The organism is Sorangium sp. So ce385, assembly GCF_051474135.1.
Taxonomy (GTDB): domain Bacteria; phylum Myxococcota_A; class Polyangia; order Polyangiales; family Polyangiaceae; genus Sorangium; species Sorangium cellulosum_D.
On the sequence record NZ_CP150337.1, the window covers coordinates 6964416 to 6985873 of the forward strand.

At 71.9% G+C, this 21458-nt stretch carries 16 protein-coding genes; 10 read left to right on the forward strand and 6 right to left on the reverse strand.

The genetic code is table 11. The annotated features are described in order from the left end of the window. Positions 1–41: 41 nt before the first annotated feature. The 3 genes from WME83_RS25245 to WME83_RS25255 all read right to left on the reverse strand — a co-directional run bounded on the left by WME83_RS25245 (position 42) and on the right by WME83_RS25255 (position 5268). Positions 42–1679: a peptidase M10 gene (locus WME83_RS25245; protein WP_437321840.1), complete on the reverse strand. Its 1638-nt coding sequence runs from the start codon at positions 1677–1679 to the stop codon at positions 42–44. Positions 1680–2147: 468 nt separating this feature from the next. After that, complete coding sequence (locus WME83_RS25250; protein WP_437321841.1) at positions 2148–3968, reverse strand: radical SAM protein; 1821 nt, start codon at positions 3966–3968, stop codon at positions 2148–2150. A gap of 25 nt (positions 3969–3993) precedes the next feature. Then, positions 3994–5268: a glycoside hydrolase family 1 protein gene (locus WME83_RS25255; RefSeq protein ID WP_437321842.1), complete on the reverse strand. Its 1275-nt coding sequence runs from the start codon at positions 5266–5268 to the stop codon at positions 3994–3996. Positions 5269–5524: 256 nt separating this feature from the next. On the opposite strand from WME83_RS25255, the gene WME83_RS25260 reads away from it, so the two are divergent. The 4 genes from WME83_RS25260 to WME83_RS25275 all read left to right on the forward strand — a co-directional run bounded on the left by WME83_RS25260 (position 5525) and on the right by WME83_RS25275 (position 10495). Further along, positions 5525–6250, forward strand: coding sequence for a tetratricopeptide repeat protein (locus tag WME83_RS25260; protein WP_437321843.1), 726 nt, complete (start codon positions 5525–5527; stop codon positions 6248–6250). Positions 6251–6407: 157 nt separating this feature from the next. Continuing rightward, positions 6408–7157 (forward strand): hypothetical protein, encoded by a 750-nt coding sequence (locus WME83_RS25265; RefSeq protein ID WP_437321844.1) that lies wholly within the window; start codon positions 6408–6410, stop codon positions 7155–7157. A 93-nt stretch (positions 7158–7250) separates the two neighbouring features. Then, positions 7251–8948 carry an AAA family ATPase gene (locus WME83_RS25270; protein WP_437321845.1) on the forward strand — a complete coding sequence of 566 codons (1698 nt, stop codon included), beginning with the start codon at positions 7251–7253 and terminating at the stop codon, positions 8946–8948. Positions 8949–9244: 296 nt separating this feature from the next. Next, the gene (locus WME83_RS25275; RefSeq protein ID WP_437321846.1) at positions 9245–10495 is read left to right on the forward strand and encodes a peptide-N-glycosidase F-related protein; all 1251 of its coding nucleotides are present in this window, start codon (positions 9245–9247) and stop codon (positions 10493–10495) included. 91 nt (positions 10496–10586) lie between these two features. Here WME83_RS25275 and WME83_RS25280 read toward each other — a convergent pair whose 3' ends face one another. The 3 genes from WME83_RS25280 to WME83_RS25290 form a co-directional block, all read right to left on the reverse strand. Further along, the gene (locus tag WME83_RS25280; RefSeq protein ID WP_437321847.1) at positions 10587–11453 is read right to left on the reverse strand and encodes a DMT family transporter; all 867 of its coding nucleotides are present in this window, start codon (positions 11451–11453) and stop codon (positions 10587–10589) included. Between the two features lie 44 nt (positions 11454–11497). Beyond that, positions 11498–12574 carry an aldo/keto reductase gene (locus tag WME83_RS25285; RefSeq protein ID WP_437321848.1) on the reverse strand — a complete coding sequence of 359 codons (1077 nt, stop codon included), beginning with the start codon at positions 12572–12574 and terminating at the stop codon, positions 11498–11500. A 145-nt stretch (positions 12575–12719) separates the two neighbouring features. Then, positions 12720–13415, reverse strand: a complete 696-nt coding sequence (locus WME83_RS25290) for a hypothetical protein (RefSeq protein WP_437321849.1) — start codon at positions 13413–13415, stop codon at positions 12720–12722. A 197-nt stretch (positions 13416–13612) separates the two neighbouring features. On the opposite strand from WME83_RS25290, the gene WME83_RS25295 reads away from it, so the two are divergent. The 6 genes from WME83_RS25295 (at position 13613) to WME83_RS25320 (ending at position 21442) form a co-directional block, all read left to right on the forward strand. Continuing rightward, positions 13613–14320 carry a FadR/GntR family transcriptional regulator gene (locus WME83_RS25295; RefSeq protein ID WP_437321850.1) on the forward strand — a complete coding sequence of 236 codons (708 nt, stop codon included), beginning with the start codon at positions 13613–13615 and terminating at the stop codon, positions 14318–14320. Beyond that, positions 14317–15699, forward strand: coding sequence for an FAD-binding oxidoreductase (locus WME83_RS25300; protein ID WP_437321851.1), 1383 nt, complete (start codon positions 14317–14319; stop codon positions 15697–15699). Before WME83_RS25295 ends, WME83_RS25300 begins: the two co-directional genes overlap by 4 nt. A gap of 148 nt (positions 15700–15847) precedes the next feature. After that, positions 15848–17758: an aldo/keto reductase gene (locus WME83_RS25305; protein ID WP_437321852.1), complete on the forward strand. Its 1911-nt coding sequence runs from the start codon at positions 15848–15850 to the stop codon at positions 17756–17758. Between the two features lie 534 nt (positions 17759–18292). Continuing rightward, positions 18293–19543 (forward strand): zinc-dependent alcohol dehydrogenase, encoded by a 1251-nt coding sequence (locus tag WME83_RS25310; protein ID WP_437321853.1) that lies wholly within the window; start codon positions 18293–18295, stop codon positions 19541–19543. Between the two features lie 150 nt (positions 19544–19693). Continuing rightward, positions 19694–20299 carry an N-acetyltransferase family protein gene (locus WME83_RS25315; protein ID WP_437321854.1) on the forward strand — a complete coding sequence of 202 codons (606 nt, stop codon included), beginning with the start codon at positions 19694–19696 and terminating at the stop codon, positions 20297–20299. 111 nt (positions 20300–20410) lie between these two features. Continuing rightward, complete coding sequence (locus tag WME83_RS25320; protein WP_437321855.1) at positions 20411–21442, forward strand: cation diffusion facilitator family transporter; 1032 nt, start codon at positions 20411–20413, stop codon at positions 21440–21442. Positions 21443–21458 lie beyond the last annotated feature (16 nt).

The window sequence follows — 21458 nt, forward strand, 5'->3', positions numbered from 1 at the left end:
CGAGCGCCCGCGTTCCCGCGGAGCGGGGGGGCGGCGCCGGACTACGGCTTACCCACGTAGCTCCAAGAATTCGCTCCAGCATCGTAAACCCAGATGTCTTCGGCGTTCGCCTCCGTGCCGTACAAGTCGTGCTTGCCGTAAAGGCGTGCCGTGGGGCCGCCCACGTAGCTCCAGCTGGTCCCGCTGCCGGTATAACGGTAGACGGCGCTGCCGTCGGACGTGAGGCCGTAGAGCGCCGCACCCGCTCCATGCCACTGCCTGCCGTCGCCTCCGACCGTCGTCCAGACCGAGCCCGAACCCGAGTACACTTGCAGCGTCTGCCGGTCCCGCGTCAAGCCGTACATCAGCAATCCCGAGCCGAACAGATCCGCGAAACCACCTCCGACGTTGGTCCACGTACCTCCGCTGCGCCGCCAGACCTGGCTCTGGTCGACGCTCAGGGCGAAGAGCGCGCTGGTCGTCGACTCGAACGTCGCGCCAGGGCCGCCGAACATCGACCAGGAGCCGAGGGCGTCGTTGTATTTGAAGACGTCACCGTCCGCGTTGGTCGCGCACAGAGAGCCTTCGCAGACGAAGATCTGGTTCGCCGAACCCCCGATCGTCGTCCACGTCGTCCCGGAGCCGCTGTACTTGAGGACGTCTCCGAAGCTCGACCCCAACGCGTAGAGGGTATCTACGATGGTGACGATCGCCTGGACGGGTCCGCTGACCTTCGTCCAGGTCGAGCCGCTCCTCTTGTAGATGTCACCATTGGAGCGCTTACGGACATAGAGGTTCCCACTGCTCGTGTCAGCGACATTGGTGGGCGCCTCGTAGAGCGCCTGCGCTCCCTCGATGTCGCGCTGCGACAGAAAGAAAGCCCCGGTCGTGTTGGTGCTGCCTTGGCACGCGGTGCGGTGCATGACGGAGAGCGAATCGTACTCGGTCACCAGTTCCGCAGTTGACGTGGGTTCCTCGCACGGCGAGCCGGGCACATGGATGTGCTCGTGGTCGAACCCGAGCACGTGTCCCAGCTCGTGCATGATGACGCCGATGGGCTGGCGCCAGTCCGTCGGCCAGGCGGGATCCCAGGTCAGCAGGAGCTCGCGCCACTCGCGCGGCCAGTCCGGAAAAAAGGCAAAGCCCTGGCTGGGGGGCGGCGCCGGTGAGGTGACGTTGAACTTCACGTTGTTGTTGGTGTTCGTGCAGTTCGCGTCCTGGGCGACCACGTGGACGAAGCGGACGTTGGCGGCGTTCTCCCACGCTGCGGCCGCCTGGTGCATGGCGTCCACGACGCTGTTGTAGTTGGCGCCGAACGCGGACTGCGATACGCAATAAGTCAGGCTCAGCCGGTCGGCCCGGCTCCAGATGTTGTTGGAGCTGCCGATCCGAGTGACGGTCAGGGCGCCGGAGGAGGAGTAATGATCCTCGTAGAACTTCCGGATCCCCTCCTCGCCGCGGAGCGGTATGTCACCCTCGGCGACCCAGACCCCCTTCGACGGCAGCCAGACCAGCGTCTTGCGGAACTCTTCGTACGACATGAGCGGGCGCGGCCCCGCCGTCGCGACGACCTCCTCCTCGGCCGTGTCCTCCTCGGCCGTGTCCTCCTCCGCCTCCGCCGAGTAGCATCCGGCAAGCGAGATGGGCCCGAGCAACAAGCCAATTGCGACGAAAGGACGCGAGTATGCGCTAAGCGACATGTTCGAATCTCCAAGTGATGGTCAATCCGCGCATCGCGCTCCGCGCGTATCACGGATTTCAATGGATGGCGAGCGCCTTGCGATGCTCGCGATCCGCGCGCATCGATAGCAACGAGAGCAACGGCCGTACCCTCCCGCGACGCGACGCCCCCTCCTGCATGATTACGATGCCGCGCGACCTCACCGCACGGAATGGCGTCGATACAAGCTCGTGAAGCCCAGGAGACCAGCGCCCGTCGGGGCGGCGGGCGCGAGCCGCGGTGGCACGTGCCAGCTCGGGAATGGCACCCGATGGCACCGTGCCACCTGCCCGCGTGCGAGCGCCCGCGTTGCCGCGGAGCGGCGCCGGGCTACCGCTTACCCACGTAGGTCCAGCTGTTCGCCCGATCGTCGTCCACGTCGTCCCGGAGCCGCTGTACTCGAGGACGTTCCCGAAGCTCGACCCCAACGCGTAGAGGGTCTTCGGCGCTACGGCACCACCCGCAGCCGCCCCCGCTGCGCCGCCGCCTCGCGCCCGCCCGCCTCGGCCGGCCGCGCGGCCCGCGGAGCCGCCGGCGGCCACACCGCGAAATCCTCCGGCAGCGGCCCCGGCAGCGCCGGCTGCGCCGTCCGCTCCAGCAGCTGGAAGTCGCAGCGCGCGACGAGATCGAGCGGCAGCCCCCGGTCCGGACCGCCCTTCGCGTACCACGCCCGCGCCGCCTGCACGTTGCGGATGAGCACCGCGTGCTGCGGATCGCGCTTCGCCGCCGCCGTGAAGTGGTCCTGCATCGCCTGCCAGTCGCGCCGCGCCGCCGCGACGCACGCGAGCGCGTTGTAGGCGAGCCCCGGCAACGGATACCCGAGCTCCAGCGCCCGCGCCGCGTGCCGCTCCGCCAGATCGAGCTGCCCCGCGTCGAGATAGGCGATCCCGAGCTCCAGGTGCGCCGCGTGATGATCGCCGAGCCGCGCGAGGATCGCCCGCCGCTCCTCCACCCCCTCGCGGTAGAGCTCGCGCAACCCCTTGTTCTGCTCGAACCACGCGCTCATCAGCGCCGTGTCCTCCTCCGAGGCGTCGAACGGCGTCTTGAGCTCCTGGAAGTCGCCCCGGAAGTAGACGTCGCGATCGAGCCAGCCTGCCGCCTCCGCGTCGTCGAAGTCCCGCGTCCCCGGGTAAATCGACAGGCACGAGAAGATGTACTGATGCGGCTTCGCCGCCTCCAGGAACGCGAGCGTCTCCCGGAACGTCTCCGCCGTCTCGCCGCGGTTGCCCAGCATCATGTAATAGCGGACCTGGATACCGTACTTCTTCGCGAGCTCTGTCGACTCGATGATCTTCTTGACCGTGATCTTCTTGTCGATGTTCTTCAGGATCGACGGCGAGCCCGACTCGACCCCGAGGCTCAGGCGCTGGCAGCCAGCGAGCCGCATCTCCCGGAGCAGGTCGTCGCCGAGGACGTCGACGCGCGTGTCGCAGCTCCACAGAAACGAGATCTTCCGCTCGCGGATGCCGCGGCAGATGTCGATGACCCGCTTCCGGTTCGTCGTGAAGGTGTCGTCCTTGATCTGGACCATCTTCACGGGCAGCTTGTTCACCGTGGCCTCGAGGGCGTCGAGCACGTAAGGCACCGACTGGCCCCGGAAGCCGCGGCCCCACGTCGTCTCGGCCCCGCAGAACGTGCAGGCCCAGGGGCAGCCGCGCGAGGTCATCACGATGTGCGTGGCGTAATGGTCGTGCGGCGACTCCAGCGCGTCGAGGTCCTCGATCGCGGCCCGGGGCGGGCCGAGCTCGACGCGGCCGTCGACGCGGTAGGCCGTGCCGGCGATGCCGAGCGCCGGCCGGCCGGCCTCGAGGCGCTCGAGGAGCTCCAGGAACGCGAGCTCGCTCTCGCCGAGCGCCACCGTGTCGATCTCGGGGTGGTGCCGCAGCATCTCGGCCGCGAGCGGGGTCGCGTGCGGCCCGCCGACGACGATGTGCGCCGCCGGGTGGAGCCGCCGGATGCACCGCGCGGTGAGCGCCACGCCGCGCCGGTTCGCGGTCCAGCACGACATGCCGAAGACGTCCGCGTCGAGCTCGCGCACCACCCGCTCGACCTGCGAGAACGGGTACGACGACAGGTTCAGCACCTTCACCTGGTGGCCCGCGCGGATCGCCTGCGCGCCCAGGGAATAGAGCCCGTACGGGGTCTGGTGGAAGTCCGGGTCGAGATCGCCCTCGCGGTAGTCCGCCGGCGGGCCGTCCCCGCTCGTGTCGGGCGCCTCCCCCGGCGCGGGGATCTTCCAGGGCGGTGGGTAGAGCAGCGCGATGCGCATCGGTCCTGCCTTTCCGGTGCTGGGGTCACGCGGGCGCGGCGCCGCCCGCGAGCGACGCGCCGGCGGCGTCGATGCGGCGCGCGCGCGCGATCCGCGCGTAGAGCTCGGCGCTCGGCCGGGGGCTGCGCTCCTGGGTCGCGCGGTCGACCTCGACGAGCCCGAAGCGCGGGGCGTAGCCCTCGGCCCACTCGAAGCTGTCGAGCAGCGACCAGTGCATGTACCCGCGCACGTCGACGCCGCGCTCGATCGCCCGCGCGACCTCGGCGAGGTGCCGCACGAGGAAGCTCGGGCGCTGGTCGTCGTCGGCGTCGGCGATGCCGTTCTCGGTGATGTAGATGGGGACCCGGGCGCGGGGCCACCAGGCGTCGAGCACGTAGCCGAGCCCCTCCGGGTAGATCTCCCAGCCGAGGTCGCTGACCTCGGCCCCCTCGGGGACGAGGCGCCGGAAGAAGCCCGCGCGCGCGTGCGCCGGGGAGAAGCGGACAAGGTCGCGGCTGTAGTAGTTCACGCCGAAGAAGTCGTGCAGGCCGCTGTCGCAGACGGCGCGCGCGAACGCGTCGTTGAACAGCCGCTCGAAGAGCGCCGCCCACATGCGGTCGGCGAGGCGCCCGAACCGCTCCGGCTCGATGACGCGCAGGTGGTGCGCCACGCCGACCGAGATGGGGTGGCCGCGGCGGCCGGCGGCCTCGTGCATGGCGCGGTACATGGCGGCGTGGGCGCGGAAGAGGTTCTGGTGGGCGCGCACCGCCTCGACGGGCGAGCTCCGCGCGGGGGGCCAGACGCCGAGCAGGTGGGCCTGCAGGGCGAGCATGTTGGGCTCGTTGATGGTGACCCAGAGCTGGCAGAGGTCGCCGAGCGCCTCGACGGCGCGCTCGGCGAAGCGCGAGAGGAGCGCCGGCAGGTCCTGCGAGAGCAGGCCGCCGCGCTGCGCGACCCAGCGCGGCAGGGTGAAGTGGTGGACGGTGACCATCGGGGTGATCCCGGCCTCGAGGTGCGCGCCGAGCACGTCGCGGTAGTGGTCCCACGTGGCCGGATCGAACTCGCCCGGCTCGCGCTCGACGCGGGCCCACTCGATGGAGAGCCGGTGGGCGCCCATGCAGAGCCGCGCCTGGAGCGCGACGTCCTCGCGGAAGCGGTGCAGCTGGTCGCACGCGTCGTCCGGCGTGTCGCCGCCGCGGACGCGGCCCGGCTCGCGCGCGAACGCGGCCCAGTCGCTCTGCGCGCAGTGCCCCTCGACCTGAGTGGCAGAGGCGGCAGTGCCGAACAGGAAGGCGTCCGGGAAGCGCAGGTCCTCACCCATGGCCGCGCATCCTACGCGAACTCGCGCCGGGCGGCTGCCTTCCGCGCGAGGAGCGCGGCCCCCGAGGCGCGCTGCGCTGCGGCGTGACCGGCGTGACCCGCGTGCCGCGTACGGCGGCACGCAGCGGGGCGGCGCGCCCGTCGAGGCGGAGCGCGCGCCGGTCGAGGCGGGACGGCGCGCCGGTCGAAGCGGGGCGGCGCGCCGGGCGGGGCGCGGCGATTGCCCGATCGGCCGGGCGCCGGTACGCTACCGACCGGTGCGCGCGGTGCGATGCGGAGGTGCGGCGGGCGCAGGACGGGCAGCGCGCGCCCTCGCCTTCGCCGTCGTCACGGCGCTGCTGCAGGGGGCCGCGCCGGCCCGGGCGGACGGGGTCGGCTGGGCGACGGCGCAAGCCGCCGAGCTGACGCGGCAGGCCGAGGCCCGCGCGGCGGCCGGCGAGGCCGACGTGGCGCTGTCGCGGTACCTGGAGGCGGTCCGCTTCGACGCCACCTACGGTCCGGCGTACCTCGGGCTGGGGGCGCTGTACGAGCGGGCGGGCGATCCGCGCGAGGCGGAGCGCACCTACACGGTGGCGCTGGACCACGTGCGCGGCTTCGTCGAGGGCCACCGCGCGCGGGCGGCGCTCCGGGCGCGCGAGGGGCGGCGCGACGAGGCGATCGCCGACCTCGAGGCGGCGGTGGCGCTCCGGGGCGACGACGCCGGCCTGCTCCAGGAGCTCGCGGCCGCGTACGTGGCGGCGGGGGCGCTGCCGGCGGCGCTCGGCGTGTCGCGGCGGCTCTCGGCCCTGGCCGCGCAGGCGGGCGATCCCGCCCGGGAGGCCGCGGCGCGGACGCAGGCGCGCGCCCTGTCGGTGCTCGTCGGCGAGGCCGATCCCGTGCGGGCGGGCGGCGCCGACCGCGGCCCGGTGCGGCGCGCGCTGGCGCTGTACGCCGCGGCGCCGGCGCGGGGGCGGGCGGCGGATCCGCGGCGCCAAGGGCGGTGATCGGGTCGGCCCCCGATACCGCGGCATCGTCTGCGTCGGACAGGGGATCCGCCCCCGACACCGCAGCATCGTCCGTGTCGGACAGGGGAGCAGCCATTGACGGTGAGAGCTCCTGTGGCTAGCGATCGGTCGACGCCAGCCGAGGAGGAGCCCTGTTATGCTCTTGATCACCGGAGAGGATCCCGTCCTCACGGAGCAGGTCTGTGATGGGCTGTCGCAGCGAGGCATCGCGCACAGCCGGGTGGACGCGGCCCACGCGACGGCGGAGCGCGGCAACCTGTTCCAGGCCGCGCTCGACGCGCGCGCGACCGCGATCGCGGTCATCGAGCCGGTCCCGTGGCGCGGCGCGACGCCGCCCGCGCCCTCGCCTTCCGCCGGGCTGCTCGCGGCCGCGCTCTCGGCGACGCGCGCCCCCGGGGTGACATCGCTGCTCGTCGTGACGTCGCGGCCGGACGGCGACGAGGGGATTCGCCGGATCCGGCGGGACGGCGCCCCGTACATCGTGCTCAGGCCTGCGCCGCTCTTCCGCGTGCTGCCGCCGGACGCGGCGCGGGCGCTCGGGGACCGGCGCGTGCTGATCCCGCCGGAGGTGGCGGAGGCCTTCAAGGACGCGATCCCGGTCGAGGCGCTCCTCGCGGCGATCCTGCGGGCGGTGTCGGGCGAGACGCCTCAGGGCACGATCGTCGACGTCGCCGCCTCGCCGGAGACGTCGGTGATCGAGGTGCTGGCCCGGGCCGGCGCGCGGCCCGAGCTCGCCCGGGGGCTCCGCTACCGGATCGGGCGGTGGTTCGGGCAGGCGATCGCGCGGGTCGACGGGGCGGACCTGCGGATCGACGGCGTGGCGGCCGGCGCGGGCGAGGCGCCGCAGCGCACGCCGGCGGAAGCGATGGCGGCGGCCGGGCCGTAGGCGTAAGCGCAGCAGGGCGGCGGCGGCGAGGGGGCCGGGGGCCGTGGCGCTGGCTTGACCTCGCGCTGTCCGGACAGCATACGGCTGGGACCCATGTCCCTCCGCGTCGCGCTCGGCATCGACGACTTTCGCCAGCTCCGCGAGTCCGGGCTGGAGTACGTCGACAAAACCCACCTCATCCGTGAGCTGATCGACAAGGAGGGCGTCCAGGTCGTCCTCCTCCCCCGCCCCCGACGGTTCGGTAAGACGCTGAACCTGTCCATGCTGCGCTGGTTCTTCGAGAAGCGGCAGGAGGACCTTTCGCGCCTCTTCGAGGACCTCTCGATCTGGCAGGCTGGAGAGCGCTATCGCGCGCACTTCCAGCGATATCCCGTCATCTACCTGACGTTGAAAGGAGCGAAGCAGGAGACGTTCGAGCGCTGCTTCGCGGCCCTCCGGGAAAAGATCGTCGCGCTCTACGACCAGCACCGCTACGTGCTCGACAGCGGCCAGCTCGGGGACGTGGAGCAACGCCGCTACCGGGAAGTGCTGGACGGCACGGCGTCCGAGGCCGTGTACGGCCGGGCGCTTCTGGACCTGTCCAGCCATCTCCACCGCCTCCACGGCGAGCGCGTCGTGATGCTCATCGATGAGTACGACGAGCCCATCCACGCCGGTGTTCTCCATGGCTACGCGCCGCGCATCCTCGACTTCGTGCGCACGTTCCTCACCGAGGGGCTGAAGGGCAATCCGCACCTCCACCGAGCCGTCCTCACCGGCATTCTCCGCGTGGCGCGCGAGAGCATCTTCTCGGGGCTCAACAACGTGGTGGTCTATTCGCTGCTCCGCTCGGACTTCAGCACCTGCTTCGGGTTCACCGAGCCCGAGGTGGAGGCCTTGCTGGACAAGGCCGGCCGGCGCGGCCTGCTGGAGGTGATCCGCGCCTGGTACAACGGGTACGATTTCGGTGGCGCGGTCATCTACAACCCCTGGTCGATCCTCAGCTTCCTGGAGGGGAGAGACGCGGATCCGCTCCCCTTCTGGCTCGGCACGAGCTCCAACGACCTCATCCAGAGGGTGATCGAGGAGCACGCCGTCACGCTGCAGCCCGCGCTGGAGGTGCTGATGGAGGGCGGCGAGATCGAGCGCGTGCTCGAGGAGAACGTGGCCGTCGGCGATCTCGCGCAGAACGAAGACGCGCTGTTCGGGCTGCTGGTCTTCTCGGGATACCTTCGCGCCGAGAAGCGCTCGCGCGGGCCGGGGGAGCAGCCCGCGCACGCGCTGAAGATCCCGAACCGCGAGGTGCGCCTGCTCTACACAGGCACGTTCCGGCGCTGGGCGGAGGCGCGGCTGAAGCGGCAGGGCACCAGCATGCAACGGCTCCTCGCCGCGCTCCTCTCGGGCGAGGCGGCGGGGTTCGAGACAGAGCTCCAAGCCTTCGTCACCGACGTGCTCTCGTACCATGATGCGACGAGGGTCGACCCGGAAGCGGTTTACCACGGCTTCGTCGCCGGCCTGCTGGCGGCGCTCGAGCCGGGACATCAGGTGCGCTCGAACCGCGAGTCCGGACAGGGGCGCCCCGACGTGATGATCCGGCCGGCGCAGCCCGGCAGGCCCGGCGTCGTGCTCGAGCTCAAGGTCGCCCGCGCGCCGCGCGTGAGCCTCGATCGGGCGCTCGACGAGGCACTGGCGCAGATCCGGACGCGAGGCTACGCCGCCGAGCTGCGCGCGAGCGGGGCTGTGCCGGTCCATGCGCTGGCCGTCGCGTTCGATGGGAAGGTCGTCCGGGTACGCGCAGGCGAGCCGGGTTAGGTTCGTACACTCCGGGCTGGTTCCACCCGCCAGGAGTCCGGCCAGAGATCCGGAAAGAGAGTCCAACGCAAAGGCGCAAAGGCGCAAAGGCGCAACAGGAATAAACAATTACACGCTTTTTGCATCTCTGCGGGGGGTGCCCCACTGGCCCGCCTCTGTTCCACTTCGCCATGCGCAACCTCGCGAAACTACTCGGGTCCGGAGACCGTCGAGCGCCCCAATCAGGATCCCCCCTGGGCGTGGTGGGTCCGCCGCTCCAGCGCGACATCGAGTCGGCGATTTGATAAGTGTGACGAATGAACCTGCGTCGCGCGATCCCATACGTCTGTCCGTTGGCCCTGCTCGCCGCGTGCACGAATGACCAGCGCTCTGACGTGGGCGCCGGCGGAGGCACCGGGACCTCCGAGAGCACCGGGAGCACGACGGCAGTGACCGGGACCAGCGCAGGCGCTGGGGGCACTGGCGTCAGCAGCGGCAGCAGCGGCAGCGGCGGCAGCGGCGGCAGCGGCGACGTGCCGCCCCCGGAACCCGAGGAGGTCCCGGTGCTGGAGAACGTCACGTTCTACGACGGCTACGCCGCGACGGTCGACGCGCCGCTCCCGGACGGCGTGATCCGCCACGACAACTCGCTGGTCGCGACCCGGTTGACCGACGAGCTGCTCGCCAAGATCCAGACCACCCTCAAGGTCCGCGTGGTCGTGGGAGCGCTGTGCGACAACTACGATCGACTCGGCTCGGTCAACCTGGCGCTGGTCCCCAAGGGGGCCCAGACCTACGTCTCCGGCGAGGTCGACCGGATCGAGGTCGCGCGGTTCGTCACGCCGTTCATGGACATGAACAAGCAGCCGACGACGGTCCCCTACGAATGGGAGGCCAGCAACCTCGTACCGATCCTGAAAGACCCCGACCTCCTCGCCGAATACGATTTTTGGTTCGAATTGAGCATCTTCGGCGTGCCTTACGCCGCGAACGACGAGGTCGCCGGCTGCGCCGGTCGCAATGACACGCAGCTCGGATCGCTGCTGTTGTACACCGACAGCGCGCAGGAGGCCCAGGACTTCAGCGTCCTGCTGCCGCTGGCCATCGGCGAAGAATTCAACAATTACGCCATGGGCGCCAGCGACAAGGTCGGCTCGACCCGCAAGACCGTCAGCTTCGAGTTACCGGTAGATACACAGAACGCGCAGCTCGTGTTGATCACGTCGAATCACGGCGCCAACCAGGGCGGCGAGGAGTACATTCGCCGCGAGCATTACGTGTACGTCGACGGCGAGCTGGCCTTGCAGTACAAGCCCGGGCGCATGTCGTGCGAGCCGTTTCGCAAGTACAACACCCAGAGCAACGGCATCTACGGGCTGTCCCCGCGGTCGGACGGAGAGTGGCAGTCGTTCAGCAATTGGTGCCCCGGCGACGTGATCGACACCCGGATCGTCCCGTGGGGGGCCGCGAGCGCCGGCATGCACGAGTTCGTGATCGACGTCCCCGACGCGACCTTCGCCGACGGGCAGGGCAACTTCCCGTTCTCGCTCTACGTGCAGGCGCAGTGAATGCATCGTTTGGCGTCCTCGACGGCTCGCCCGGCGCTCGCGACCACGCGCGAGGGGGCGTCGGCGCTCGCCGCCGAGGAGACGTCGTGCCTCAGGTCGGACGTACGACCGCGTAAACGCCGAGCGCCGCGACGGCCATTCCGGCGACCTGCACCAGGCTCAGGGTCTCACCGAACAGACCGAACGCCATGAGGGCCGCGACCGGCGGCACGAGGTAGAGGAGCGTCGCCACGCCCACCACCGCGCCCTGCCGGATCAGCGTGAGCAGGAGCCCGACCGCCCCGATCGAGAGCCCGAACACCGCCCAGAGCAGCCCCGCGCAGAGCGGGAGCGTGAGCTCCATCCGGCGCTGCTCGGTCAGCAGCACCATCGGCAAGGTGACGAGGGCGGCCCCGATGTACTGGATGACGGCATTCACCCGCAGGTCGACCGCGCCGCCCGTGCGCTTCTGCCAGAGGGTGCCGAGCGTCATCGAGAGCATCCCCAGGACCGCGACCGCGAGCGAGAGCGGCGGCACGCCGGCCCCGAGCTTCGGGAACACGACGAGGCACGCCCCCAGGAAGCCGAGCCCGATACCGAGCCAGCGGCGCGGCGAGACCCGCTCTCCCAGCAGCGGCCCGGCGAGCGCCGCCGTGACCAGCGGCTGCAGCCCCGCGACCAGCGCCGAGATGCCCGCCGGAAGCCCGTGCTTCACCGACCAGAACACCCCGCCGAGGTAGAACCCGTGCAGCAGGGCACCGGCCACCAGACCGTCCCGCCATGACCGCGCCGCTCTCGGCCATGGCACCCGCGCCACGACCGCGACGAGGGCCAGCACGAGCCCGGCGAGCGCGTAGCGCACCAGAAGAAAGGTGAGCGGCTCCGCGTGAGGCGCCACCAGCCGCGCGACGATGAACCCCGTCGACCAGATGACCACGAAGAGCGGAGGCGCGATGCGGGTGAGGCGCTGGGAGGGCATGGAAGGAGGGATGCTTGCGCCGGCGGAGCGGCGCCCGTGGGCCGCTACTTCTTCGTCAGGTGCTGGCGGGCGCGGTCCATGACCGGCTGCCCGCCGGCGATGCCCCGCGCGTCGCGGTTCTGCCACTCCACCATCCAGCCAGGGTATTCAGGCGGGAGCGCGCTGGCGTCGTCGAGCTGCTTCACGTGTTCGGGCGAGAGCGTGACGTCCGCGGCAGCGAGGTTGTCGTCGAGCTGCTCCCGCGTCTTCGCGCCGATGATGACGCTGGTGACGAAGGGGCGAGTCAAATGCCACGCGAGCGCGACGCGCGCGACCGAGAGGCCCGTGGCGCCCGCGACCTCCCGCAGCGCGCCGAGCACCCGCGGCAGCCGGGCGCGGTCGACGGGCGGGAAGTCGAAGGTCGAGCGCCGCGCGCCGTCGGGGCCGCCCGGCTTCTCCGGATCGTACTTGCCCGACAGCATGCCGCCCGCGAGCGGGCTCCAGGGGAGGATCGCGACGCCCTCCGACTGCGCCAGGGGCACGATCTCGCGCTCGATGTCGCGCCCCGCGAGCGAGTAGTAGACCTGCGCGCTCTCGAACCGCGCGAGGCCGTTCGCCTGCGCGAAGCCGATCGCCTTCATGGCCAGCCACGCGGGCAGGTTGCTGAAGCCGACGTAACGGGCCTTGCCCGAGCGCACCACGTCGTCGAGGGCGCGCACCGTCTCCTCGATGGGCGTCACCGGGTCGAAGCCGTGGATCTGGTAGAGGTCGACGTGATCGAGCCCGAGCCGCTGGAGGCTCCCGTCGATGCTCGCGAGGATGTGCGCCCGCGAGAGGCCCACCTGGTTCACGCCCGGGCCCACGCGCCCGCGCACCTTGGTGGCCACGACGACCTGCTCGCGCGGGCGGCCGAGCGCCTTGAGCGCCGCGCCGACGATCCGCTCCGACTCGCCTTCGGAGTAGACGTCCGCCGTATCGATGAAGTTGACGCCGCGGTCGAGCGACGTGCCCACGATGGCCTCGGCCTCGCTGGTGCCGAGCGCGCCGATGACCTGCCAGAAGCCCTTCCCGCCGAACGTCATGGCGCCGAGGCAGAGCTCGGACACGTAGAGGCCCGTCTTCCCGAGGAGCTTGTATCGCATGGTGCATTCTCCCTTGTGTGTCCCGGAGGCATAAGTCTTCGAGCGCGCTCGAAGTCAAGGGTCACGTCGACGGGCGCGCGGGGCAGGAGGGCGCTGGACCGCCGGGAGGCGTCGACGTGCGCGGACGTGAAGGGCTGGAGCGGATCTACGCGGCCTTCGCCGGCTTCGGGTTCAGCTGGAGGAAGCGGCGCTGGTAGGCGTACGAGCGAAAGAGGATCTGCAGCGGCGGCTCGTTGCCGCGCTTGATCTCGAGCTTCGCGCCGTCGTCGTGCTCGGCGCAGTGCGGGATGCGCAGCGTGTAGCTCGTGCCGCCGCCGGTGCGCACCGCGATGGCCCCGAGCGCGAGCCCGGCCGCGGCGACGGCCACGTTGGTCCCGGTCTGGCCGTCGTCCACCTTCGCCTCGACGCCGCGCGTCGCCGGCCTCGCGCACACGCAGCAGCCTTCCGGCCAGCGGATCGCCTCGCTCGTCACCGGCACCGGAAAGCCCGGCTTCGGGTGGACGTAGTCGTCGGCGAGCACGGTGAGGACGCGCTTGTCGACGAGGTACGCGGCCTGGCACTTGTCGCAGAACGCCGGGTCCTCGGTGTGGTTGAGCTCGATCTCCGTGAGCGCCGCCTGGCAGCGCGGGCACGTCGCGGTGCCGGCCAGGTCCCTGGCGACGAGGAGCGCCCCGAACGCGAAGACCGCGAGCCCGATCCCGCCGACGAGGCAGAGCAGCCACAGCGCACCGGAGCGGCCGCTCATCGCGCTGAAACAGAGGAACGAGAGACCGGCGAGCACCACCATCATGACGGCGTACTTGAGGGTGGCGCCGGCGTTGCGGGTCACGGTGGACGTCATGAGCGCGACCTTAGCGCCGGTCGCCCCCCGAGCGCGCGCCGAACGCTGTCGCGGAGTCGCGGAAAGAGGGTAGAGGGTGGGAGGGTAGCGCGTCCAAACGCCTTGCGGCGGCCCAATACCACCCTACCCCACACGCGCATTGATTTGCCTTGACTGCGCCGATCGCCGAAAGTACTTTGGTCTGACCAACGGACAACATGACCAACGCACCACGCTTCCGGACCGTGTCCCGTTCGGCGATCTACGTCGACGTCGCCGACCAGATCCGCGACGCGATCCTCAATCGCTCGCTCTCGTCAGGCGAGCGCCTGCCGCCCGAGCGCGAGCTCGCTCAGCAGTTCGGGGTCAGCCGCGCGACGATCCGCGAGGCGCTCCGCCATCTCCAGGCGCAGGGGCTGCTCGCGTCGCGCGGCCGGACCTCGCCGATGCAGGCCGCGAGCCCTGACGCGGCCGTCGACCGCTTCTGCGAGGCGCTCACCCACGTGGTCCAGCTCCGGAGTGTGTCGCTCCCGGACCTCATCGAGCTTCGCGTCGCGATCGAGACCGCCGCGATGACCCGCTCGGCGGCCGCGCCTGTCGCCGCTCACCTCGATGAGGCGCGCGCCGCGCTCGAGGAGATGGAGCGGGAGCATATCTCGCCCGCCGATTTCTACGACGTCGATATCGCGTTCCACGCCGCGCTGGTCGCGGCCTCTGGCAACCAGGCGCTCTCCCTCGTGATGGTCGCGGTCAAGGACAGCATCCGGCTCCACCTCGAAGAGGCGCTGCGGGCGCGCTCGTTCGCGGCGATCCGCCCGCGGGTGGTCGAGGAGCACCGGGCGCTCTTGCGCGCCGTCGAGCGCGGGAACGCGAAGTCGGCCGCGACGCTCCTCAGGGCGCACCTCTCGGAGTTCTACGGCACATGAGCCCTATCGATGAGCTTGCCCTCACGCTGCGCGACGGCCTCGTCACGGATCGGGACGTCATCGAGGGGTATCGCCACGACAAGGCCCTCTGGGCGCCGGGCGGCTGGCCGCTCGCCGTGGCGCGGCCGTCGTCGACCGCCGACGTGCAGGCGCTGGCGCGGTGGGCGACGGAGCACCGCATCGCCCTGGTGCCGCGCGGCGCCGGGACCGGCGTGGCGGGCGGGGCGACCGCCATCGACGGCTGCGTGGTGGTGAGCTTCGAGCGCATGAACCGGATCCTCGCGATCGACGAGGCGGCCATGCTCGCCGTCGTCCAGCCGGGGGTGCTCAACGGCGAGCTCAAGGCCGCGGCGCATGAACGTGGGCTGTGGTATCCGCCCGACCCGTCGAGCTACGCCATCTCGACGATCGGCGGCAATGTCGCCACCAACGCCGGCGGCCTGTGCTGCGTGAAATACGGTGTCACGTCCGACTACGTGCTCGGCCTCGAGGCGGTCCTCGCGGACGGGACGGCGCTCCGCACCGGCGGCCGGAGCCGCAAGGACGTCGCCGGCTATGATCTGACGCGCCTCCTGGTCGGCTCCGAGGGCACCCTCGCGCTGATCACCGAGATCACGCTGCGCTTGCGGCGGCGGCGCCCGCCGGCGACCACGCTCGTCGCGACGTTCGGGTCGCTGGAGGCCTCGGGGCGCGCGGTCGCGGCGATCGTCCGGTCGGTCGATGCGTCGATGCTCGAGATCATGGACCGCACGGCCATCCGCGCCGTCGAGCGCTTCCGCCCGCTCGACCTCGACACCGAGGCTGCCGCGATGCTGATCGCGCAGAGCGACGCCCCCGGGTCCGCCGAGCTGTCCTGCATGCAGGCGGCCTGCGAGGCCGCCGGCGGGACGGTGGTCGCCACGACCGAGGACGAGAGCGAGGGGCAGATGTTGCTCACCGCGCGCCGCCTCGCGCTCACGGCGCTCGAGCAGCTCGGCACGGTGCTCGTCGACGACGTCGCCGTGCCGCTGCCGCAGCTGCCGGAGATGTTCCGTCGAATCGACGCGATCGTCGCCGCGACGCAGACCACCGTCGCGACGGTGGCGCACGCGGGCGACGGGAACCTCCACCCTCTGGTCGTGTTCGATCGAAACGACGCCGCGGCCGAGGCGCGCGCGGTCGCGGCCTTCAACGAGGTGATGGCGCAGGCGCTCGATCTGGGCGGCACGATCACGGGCGAGCACGGCGTCGGCACGCTCAAGCGCGGCCTCCTCACACGCCAGCTCGGCGCGGCCTCGCTCGCGCTGCACCACCGCATCAAAGATGCTTTCGATCCGGGCGGCATCCTCAACCCCGGAAAGGTGATCTCGCCGGTCGGACCGACGAGAGAGGACGGCTGATCGAGCGTAGGAGACGTTGGGGTGTCGTGCGGGCTTGTCCCGGGCGGGGTGTCGCCCGCGCGCGGCGATCCTTGGGTCATCTCGGTCCCATCAAAAATTGGCCCTGGCGCTTGCATCGAGCCGCGGGCCTGGCTACGCCAGCGTCTCCGTGACGCCCACCCCCTCGCCCTACGGTGTCCTAGGCCCCCTCGACGTTCCCCTCGGCCTCGGCCTGCTCCGACTGGCCACGGAGGGGCGCCCCTCGGAAGAGGACGCGACCGCCGTCATCCACGTTGCCCTCGATCGAGGCATACGCCTCCTCGACACCGCCGACGCCTACTGCCTCACCGACCGCGAGGTCCACTATGGCGAGCGCCTCGTGCGCAAGGCGCTCGACGCGTGGTCCGGCCCGCGCGACGACGTGCGCGTCATCACCAAGGCGGGCCTCACCCGACCCAAAGGGCGATGGGCCCCGAACGGCAGCCGCGACCACCTGCGCCGCGCGGTCGAGGGCAGCCTGAAGGCGCTCGGCGTCTCGCGGATCTTCATGCTCCTCCTCCACGTGACCGACCCCAAGACCCCCCTCGAAGAGAGCCTCGCCGCCCTCGCCGAGCTCCAGAGAGAGGGCCTCGTCGAGCACCTCGGCCTCAGCAACACCTCCATCGCAGAGGTCCGCCAGGCCGAGCGGCACTTTCCGGTGCGGGCCATCCAGGAGGAGCTGAGCGTCCTCGATCGCGGCAGCGCCGCGCGAGGCCTCTTCGAGCTCGCCAAGCACATGGGCATCCCGTTCCTCGCCCACCGCCCGCTCGGCGGTCACGCCAAGGTCGATAGCCTCCTCAAGAACCGCGCGATCAAGCCCATCGCCGCGCGGCACGGCATCACGCCCCAGGAGGCGGCCCTCGCGGCCCTGCTCGATCTCGGCCCCCCAGTCGTTCCGCTGTTCGGGGCGACCAAGCGGGAGAGCGTCGAGTCCTGCTTGCGCGCGCGCCGGGTCCCCTTTGGCGAGCGCGATCGCGCCGACCTCTCGAAGACCAGCTTTGCGCCCACGGCCGATGCGCTGGCCTCGGTCGCGCCCCCCGTGGTCCCCGCCGGCCTGCGCGAGCTCGCGCCCGGAGAAGGCCCCGGCGATGCGCCCGAGGTGGTCGTGGTCATGGGAATCCAAGGGGCAGGCAAATCGTCGGAGGTCGCCCGCTATACGGCCCAAGGGTACGCGCGCCTGAACCGCGATGAGCTCGGCGGCACGCTCGACGGCGTGGTCAAGAAGCTCGGAGAGCTGCTCTCCTCGGGGCAAACGCGGGTGGTCCTCGACAATACGTACGGCACGCGCGCGTCGCGCTATGCGGTGGTCCGGGTGGCGCACGCGCACGGCGTGCCGGTCCGGTGCCGGTACCTGGCCACGCCCATCAACGAGGCCTACGCGAACATCGTCCTGCGCGTCCTCGAGCGCTACGGCAAGCTGCTCGGGCCGGAGGACATGAAAGCGCTCGGCAAAGAGGATCCCAACCTGCCGCCGCCGCAGGCGCTCTCGCGGTGGGCCGCGAATTTCGAGGCGCCGCACGTGGATGAGGGGTTCTCGGTGGTCGAGGAGATCCCGTTTGCCCGGCGCGTCGATCCGCTCTTCACGGGCAAGGGCCTGCTCCTCGACGTCGACGGCACGCTGCGAACGACGAAGAGCGGCGAGATCTACCCGCGCGACCCCGACGACGTCGAGCTCCTGCCCGGTCGGCGCGCGGTCCTGGAGCGCTGGGTCGACGACGGATACACGCTCTTCTTCGTGTCCAACCAGAGCGGCATCTCGAAAGGATCGGTGACCGAAGAGGCGGTCCTGGCCGCGTTCGCGCGGACGATCGAGCTCCTCGGCCTGCCCGTGGCCGAGGTCGTGTACTGCCCGCACCCGGCGTTTCCGGTCGGCTGCTTCTGCCGCAAACCCCTCCCGGGGCTCGGGATATCGCTGATCCAGCGCCATAAGCTCGCGCGCGAGCACCTGGTGATGGTCGGCGATATGGAAAGCGACCGGGAGTTCGCGCGAGCGCTCGGGTCGAAGTACATGACGGCCGCGGAGCTCTTCCCGGGCGAGTGAGCGCCCGCGATGAAGCGCCATCAGGCGCCCAGCGCCCCCCGTGGGCCCCGCGGGGGCGCGCCGGGCCTGCACCTCCCGCACCGTCAGCGGTCTGCCCACGAATGCTGAGCTCACCGCCCGCGCCGCCAGCGGTCTGCCCAGCGAGCTGAGCTTACCTCCCGCACCGCGGACGGTCCGCCAGCGACAGCTTCGCCGCACCTCTCCTCTCCCCGCACCATCGTTCCCCGCCCCATCGTCGCCCTCCGAGACAAATCGCCACGGCCTCCCCCCACAGGAGCACTCCGCCGCACCAACCTCGGCAGCACGCCCTCCGGCGCACCACCCCCGCTCCCGCCCGCGCCCACCGCCGCGCCCCGCCCGTTTCCTCGGTCGTTCCCGCGTCCTCCCGGCCTCGCCCCCTCCCCTCGCGCCCTGGCACGGGATCAGCACGGACAGCCCGCATCGAACCCTCAGCCATCTCAGCAGCGCGCCGGTCTGCGCCTCCGTGGCAGCCCGGCGCGCCGGTCCACCCCTGAAGGGAGAAAGCGAGACCTCATGAAGGCGGTAGTGTTTCACGGCATCGGCGACATCCGGATGGACGACATCAAGGAGCCCAAGATCAAGGAGCCGACCGACGCCATCATCCGCATCACGGCCAGCGCCATCTGCGGCACCGACCTCCATTTCGTCCGCGGCACCATGCCGGGGATGGTCCCGGGCACCGTGCTCGGCCACGAGGCGGTCGGCATCGTCGAGGAGCTCGGCAAGGACGTCAGGAACCTGAAGAAGGGCGACCGCGTCGTCGTGCCGTCGACCATCGCTTGCGGTTATTGCTCCTACTGCCGCGCCGCGTACTACGCGCAGTGCGACAACGCGAACCCGAACGGCAAGCAGGCGGGCACCGCCTTCTTCGGCGGCCCCAAGATGTCCGGCCCCTTCGACGGCCTCCAGGCCGAGTTCGCGCGCATCCCCTTCGCCAACGTCGGCCTCGTCAAGCTCCCGAACGGCGTCAGCGACGACCAGGCCATCCTCCTCTCGGACATCTTCCCCACCGCGTACTTCGGCGCCGAGCTCGCCGAGATCCGGCCCGGCGACACCGTGGCGGTCTTCGGGTGCGGCCCCGTCGGCCTGTTCACGATCGCCAGCGCCAAGCTCATGGGCGCAGGCCGCATCATCGCCGTCGATCAGGTGCCCGACCGCCTCGAGATGGCCCGCGACCAGGGCGCCGAGACCGTCGACTTCTCCGCCGAGGATCCGCTCGTCGCGATCATGCGCCTCACCGGCGGCATCGGCGTGGACCGGGCGATCGACGCCGTGGGCGTCGACGCCGAGCGCCCCCACGACGGCCCCGCCCACAAGCAGGCAAAGCAGGACGCCAAGGCGTTCGACCTGGAGGTCAAGCAGATCTCCCCCGACGCGCGGACCAAGGGCGACACCTTCCGCGCCGGCGACGGGCCGTCGCAGGTGCTGCAGTGGGCCGTCCGCTGCGTGGCCAAGGCGGGGACCATCTCGGTCATCGGGGTCTACCCGCAGACCTCGCGCACGTTCCCCATCGGCGAGGCGATGAACAAGAACCTCACCCTGCAGATGGGCAACTGCAACCACAGGAAGTACATCCCGAAGCTCGTGGACCTCGTGCAGACCGGCCAGGTGGATCCCACCACGATCATCACGAAGCAGGCGCCCCTCACGTCCGCGATCGACGCGTACAAGGCGTTCGACCGGCGGGAGGCCGGCTGGGTGAAGGTCGAGCTGCGCCCGCCTTCGGCCGGGACGCCGGCCAACCTGAACCGCGCCGTCGCGTAGCCAGGCGCCGCGCGGCCGCATGGCCCGGGTGAGCGCGCCGGGCGCCGGCGCGTCCGCCTGGGTCACCCGCGAGCGGGGGCCGCTCCAGCGCGAACGGGGAACTTCCCGCTCGAGCGGAGCCCGCGGCTGCGGCTAGGCTCGCAGGCCGCCATGAGGGTCGAGCCGTACCGCGCCCCGCTCCGGGGCGGCCGTCACTGCGTCGTCCGACAGAGCTCGCGCGACGACGCCGCTGCCCTGCTCGAGCTCGAGCGGGCGATCGTGCGCGCCCGGCACGGCATCGTGAAGCACGAGGACGAGCTGCCGGCGAACGCGGACGCCTACGCCGAGCAGCGGGAGCGCGCGGGCCTCACGGCGACGGACGGCTCGGCGATGTCGCTGGCCGCCGAGCTCCCGGGGGGCCGCCTCGTCGGCGAGGCGACGCTCCTCCGGCGGTTCAAGTTCCGGATGCTGCGCCACGTGGGGATCCTCGGGCTCGGCGTGCACCCGGAGGCGCAGGGGCTCGGCGTGGGCCGGGCGCTGATGGAGCGGCTGCTCGGGCTGGCGGCCGCGCACCGCGACCCGGACGGGGGTCGCGTGCGGCGCGTGGAGCTCAACGTGCGGGCGGACAACGCGCGGGCGATCGCGCTCTACCGGTCGTTCGGGTTCGTGCACGAGGGGACGCGCCGCGACCTCGTCCGCGGCGACGGCGGGGCGTTCGTGGACGACCTGATCATGGGCCTCCTGCTGTCCGACGATGCGCCCGCCGCGGGCCGGTGAGGCGCGCCCGCCCTCCCGCGGGCATGGCGCGCGCCCGCCGCGGGCCGGTGAGGCGCGCCCCGCCCCGCGCGGGCATGACGCGCGCCGGCGCCGCAGGGTAGCCTGCCCGCGATGAGCGGACCGCCTCCTGCCGCACGCGCCGCCGGCCCCGGCGCCCTCCCCGACCCCGCCCCCCTCCCCGGCCCTGGCGCCGCGCCCGCGCCGACCACCGCGCCCGGCCCCGCCGCCGCTCCCGGCCCCGCCGGCCGCCACGACCCCGCCGCCCGCGCCCGCGCCGCGCTGCGCGCCGGGCGCATCGCGGCGCTGACCGCCGGCGGCCTCGCCCTCGGCAAGCTCGTCGCCGGCCAGCTCGGCCAGTCGATGGCCGTCACCGCGAGCGCCGTCGACTCGCTCACGGACCTCTTCGCCTCCTCGGCGAACGCCCTCGCCATCCAGCTCGCCCACGCCGCGCCCGACCGCTCCCACCCGTTCGGCCACGCGAAGATCGAGACGCTCGCGACCGCCGGTCAAGGCCTGCTCATCGGCGGCTCCGGGGTCTACCTGCTCGTCGAGGGGATCCGGCGGCTGCTCTCGCCCCAGCCGCTCCGGCTCGCCGCCGTCACGCTCGGCGCCATGGCCGCCGCCGCGCTGATCACCGCGGCGCTCGTCGCCTACCTCGGCCGCGTCGCCGCCCGCACCGGCTCGAGCGCCATCCAGGCCGACGCCGTCCACTACCGCACCGACATCGCGGCGAACGTCGCGGTCCTCCTCGGCGTCGCCGTCACGTACGCGACGGGCTTCTCCCGCGTCGACGGCCTCCTGTCGATCGCGGTCGCCGCCTACGTCCTCACGTCCGCCGGGAGCCTCCTCCGGCTCGGCGTGCGCGACCTCATCGACACCAGCGCCCCCGACGAGCGCGTCGCCGCCATCGAGGCCGCGCTCGACGCGATGCGCGCGCGCGGCGACATCCTCGGCCACCACGGGCTGCGCACGCGGCTCGCCGGGCGCACGCTGTTCGTCGACGTGCACATCGAGCTCCCGGGCGACATGCGCCTCGCCCGCGCGCACGCGACGGGCGACCGCGCGCGCGACGCCATCCGCGCCGCAGAGCCCGACGCCGAGGTGCTCGTGCACATCGACGTCGAGCGCGACGAGCCGGCGTGAACGGCGCCGGCGACAG

Coding starts and splice junctions, on each gene's coding strand:
- WME83_RS25245 (WP_437321840.1), bottom strand. CDS start 1,679: ATGTCGCTTAGCGCATACTCGCGTCCTTTCGTCGCAATTGGCTTGTTG.
- WME83_RS25250 (WP_437321841.1), bottom strand. CDS start 3,968: ATGCGCATCGCGCTGCTCTACCCACCGCCCTGGAAGATCCCCGCGCCG.
- WME83_RS25255 (WP_437321842.1), bottom strand. CDS start 5,268: ATGGGTGAGGACCTGCGCTTCCCGGACGCCTTCCTGTTCGGCACTGCC.
- WME83_RS25265 (WP_437321844.1), top strand. CDS start 6,408: ATGCTCTTGATCACCGGAGAGGATCCCGTCCTCACGGAGCAGGTCTGT.
- WME83_RS25270 (WP_437321845.1), top strand. CDS start 7,251: ATGTCCCTCCGCGTCGCGCTCGGCATCGACGACTTTCGCCAGCTCCGC.
- WME83_RS25275 (WP_437321846.1), top strand. CDS start 9,245: ATGAACCTGCGTCGCGCGATCCCATACGTCTGTCCGTTGGCCCTGCTC.
- WME83_RS25280 (WP_437321847.1), bottom strand. CDS start 11,453: ATGCCCTCCCAGCGCCTCACCCGCATCGCGCCTCCGCTCTTCGTGGTC.
- WME83_RS25285 (WP_437321848.1), bottom strand. CDS start 12,574: ATGCGATACAAGCTCCTCGGGAAGACGGGCCTCTACGTGTCCGAGCTC.
- WME83_RS25290 (WP_437321849.1), bottom strand. CDS start 13,415: ATGACGTCCACCGTGACCCGCAACGCCGGCGCCACCCTCAAGTACGCC.
- WME83_RS25295 (WP_437321850.1), top strand. CDS start 13,613: ATGACCAACGCACCACGCTTCCGGACCGTGTCCCGTTCGGCGATCTAC.
- WME83_RS25300 (WP_437321851.1), top strand. CDS start 14,317: ATGAGCCCTATCGATGAGCTTGCCCTCACGCTGCGCGACGGCCTCGTC.
- WME83_RS25310 (WP_437321853.1), top strand. CDS start 18,293: ATGAAGGCGGTAGTGTTTCACGGCATCGGCGACATCCGGATGGACGAC.
- WME83_RS25315 (WP_437321854.1), top strand. CDS start 19,694: ATGAGGGTCGAGCCGTACCGCGCCCCGCTCCGGGGCGGCCGTCACTGC.
- WME83_RS25320 (WP_437321855.1), top strand. CDS start 20,411: ATGAGCGGACCGCCTCCTGCCGCACGCGCCGCCGGCCCCGGCGCCCTC.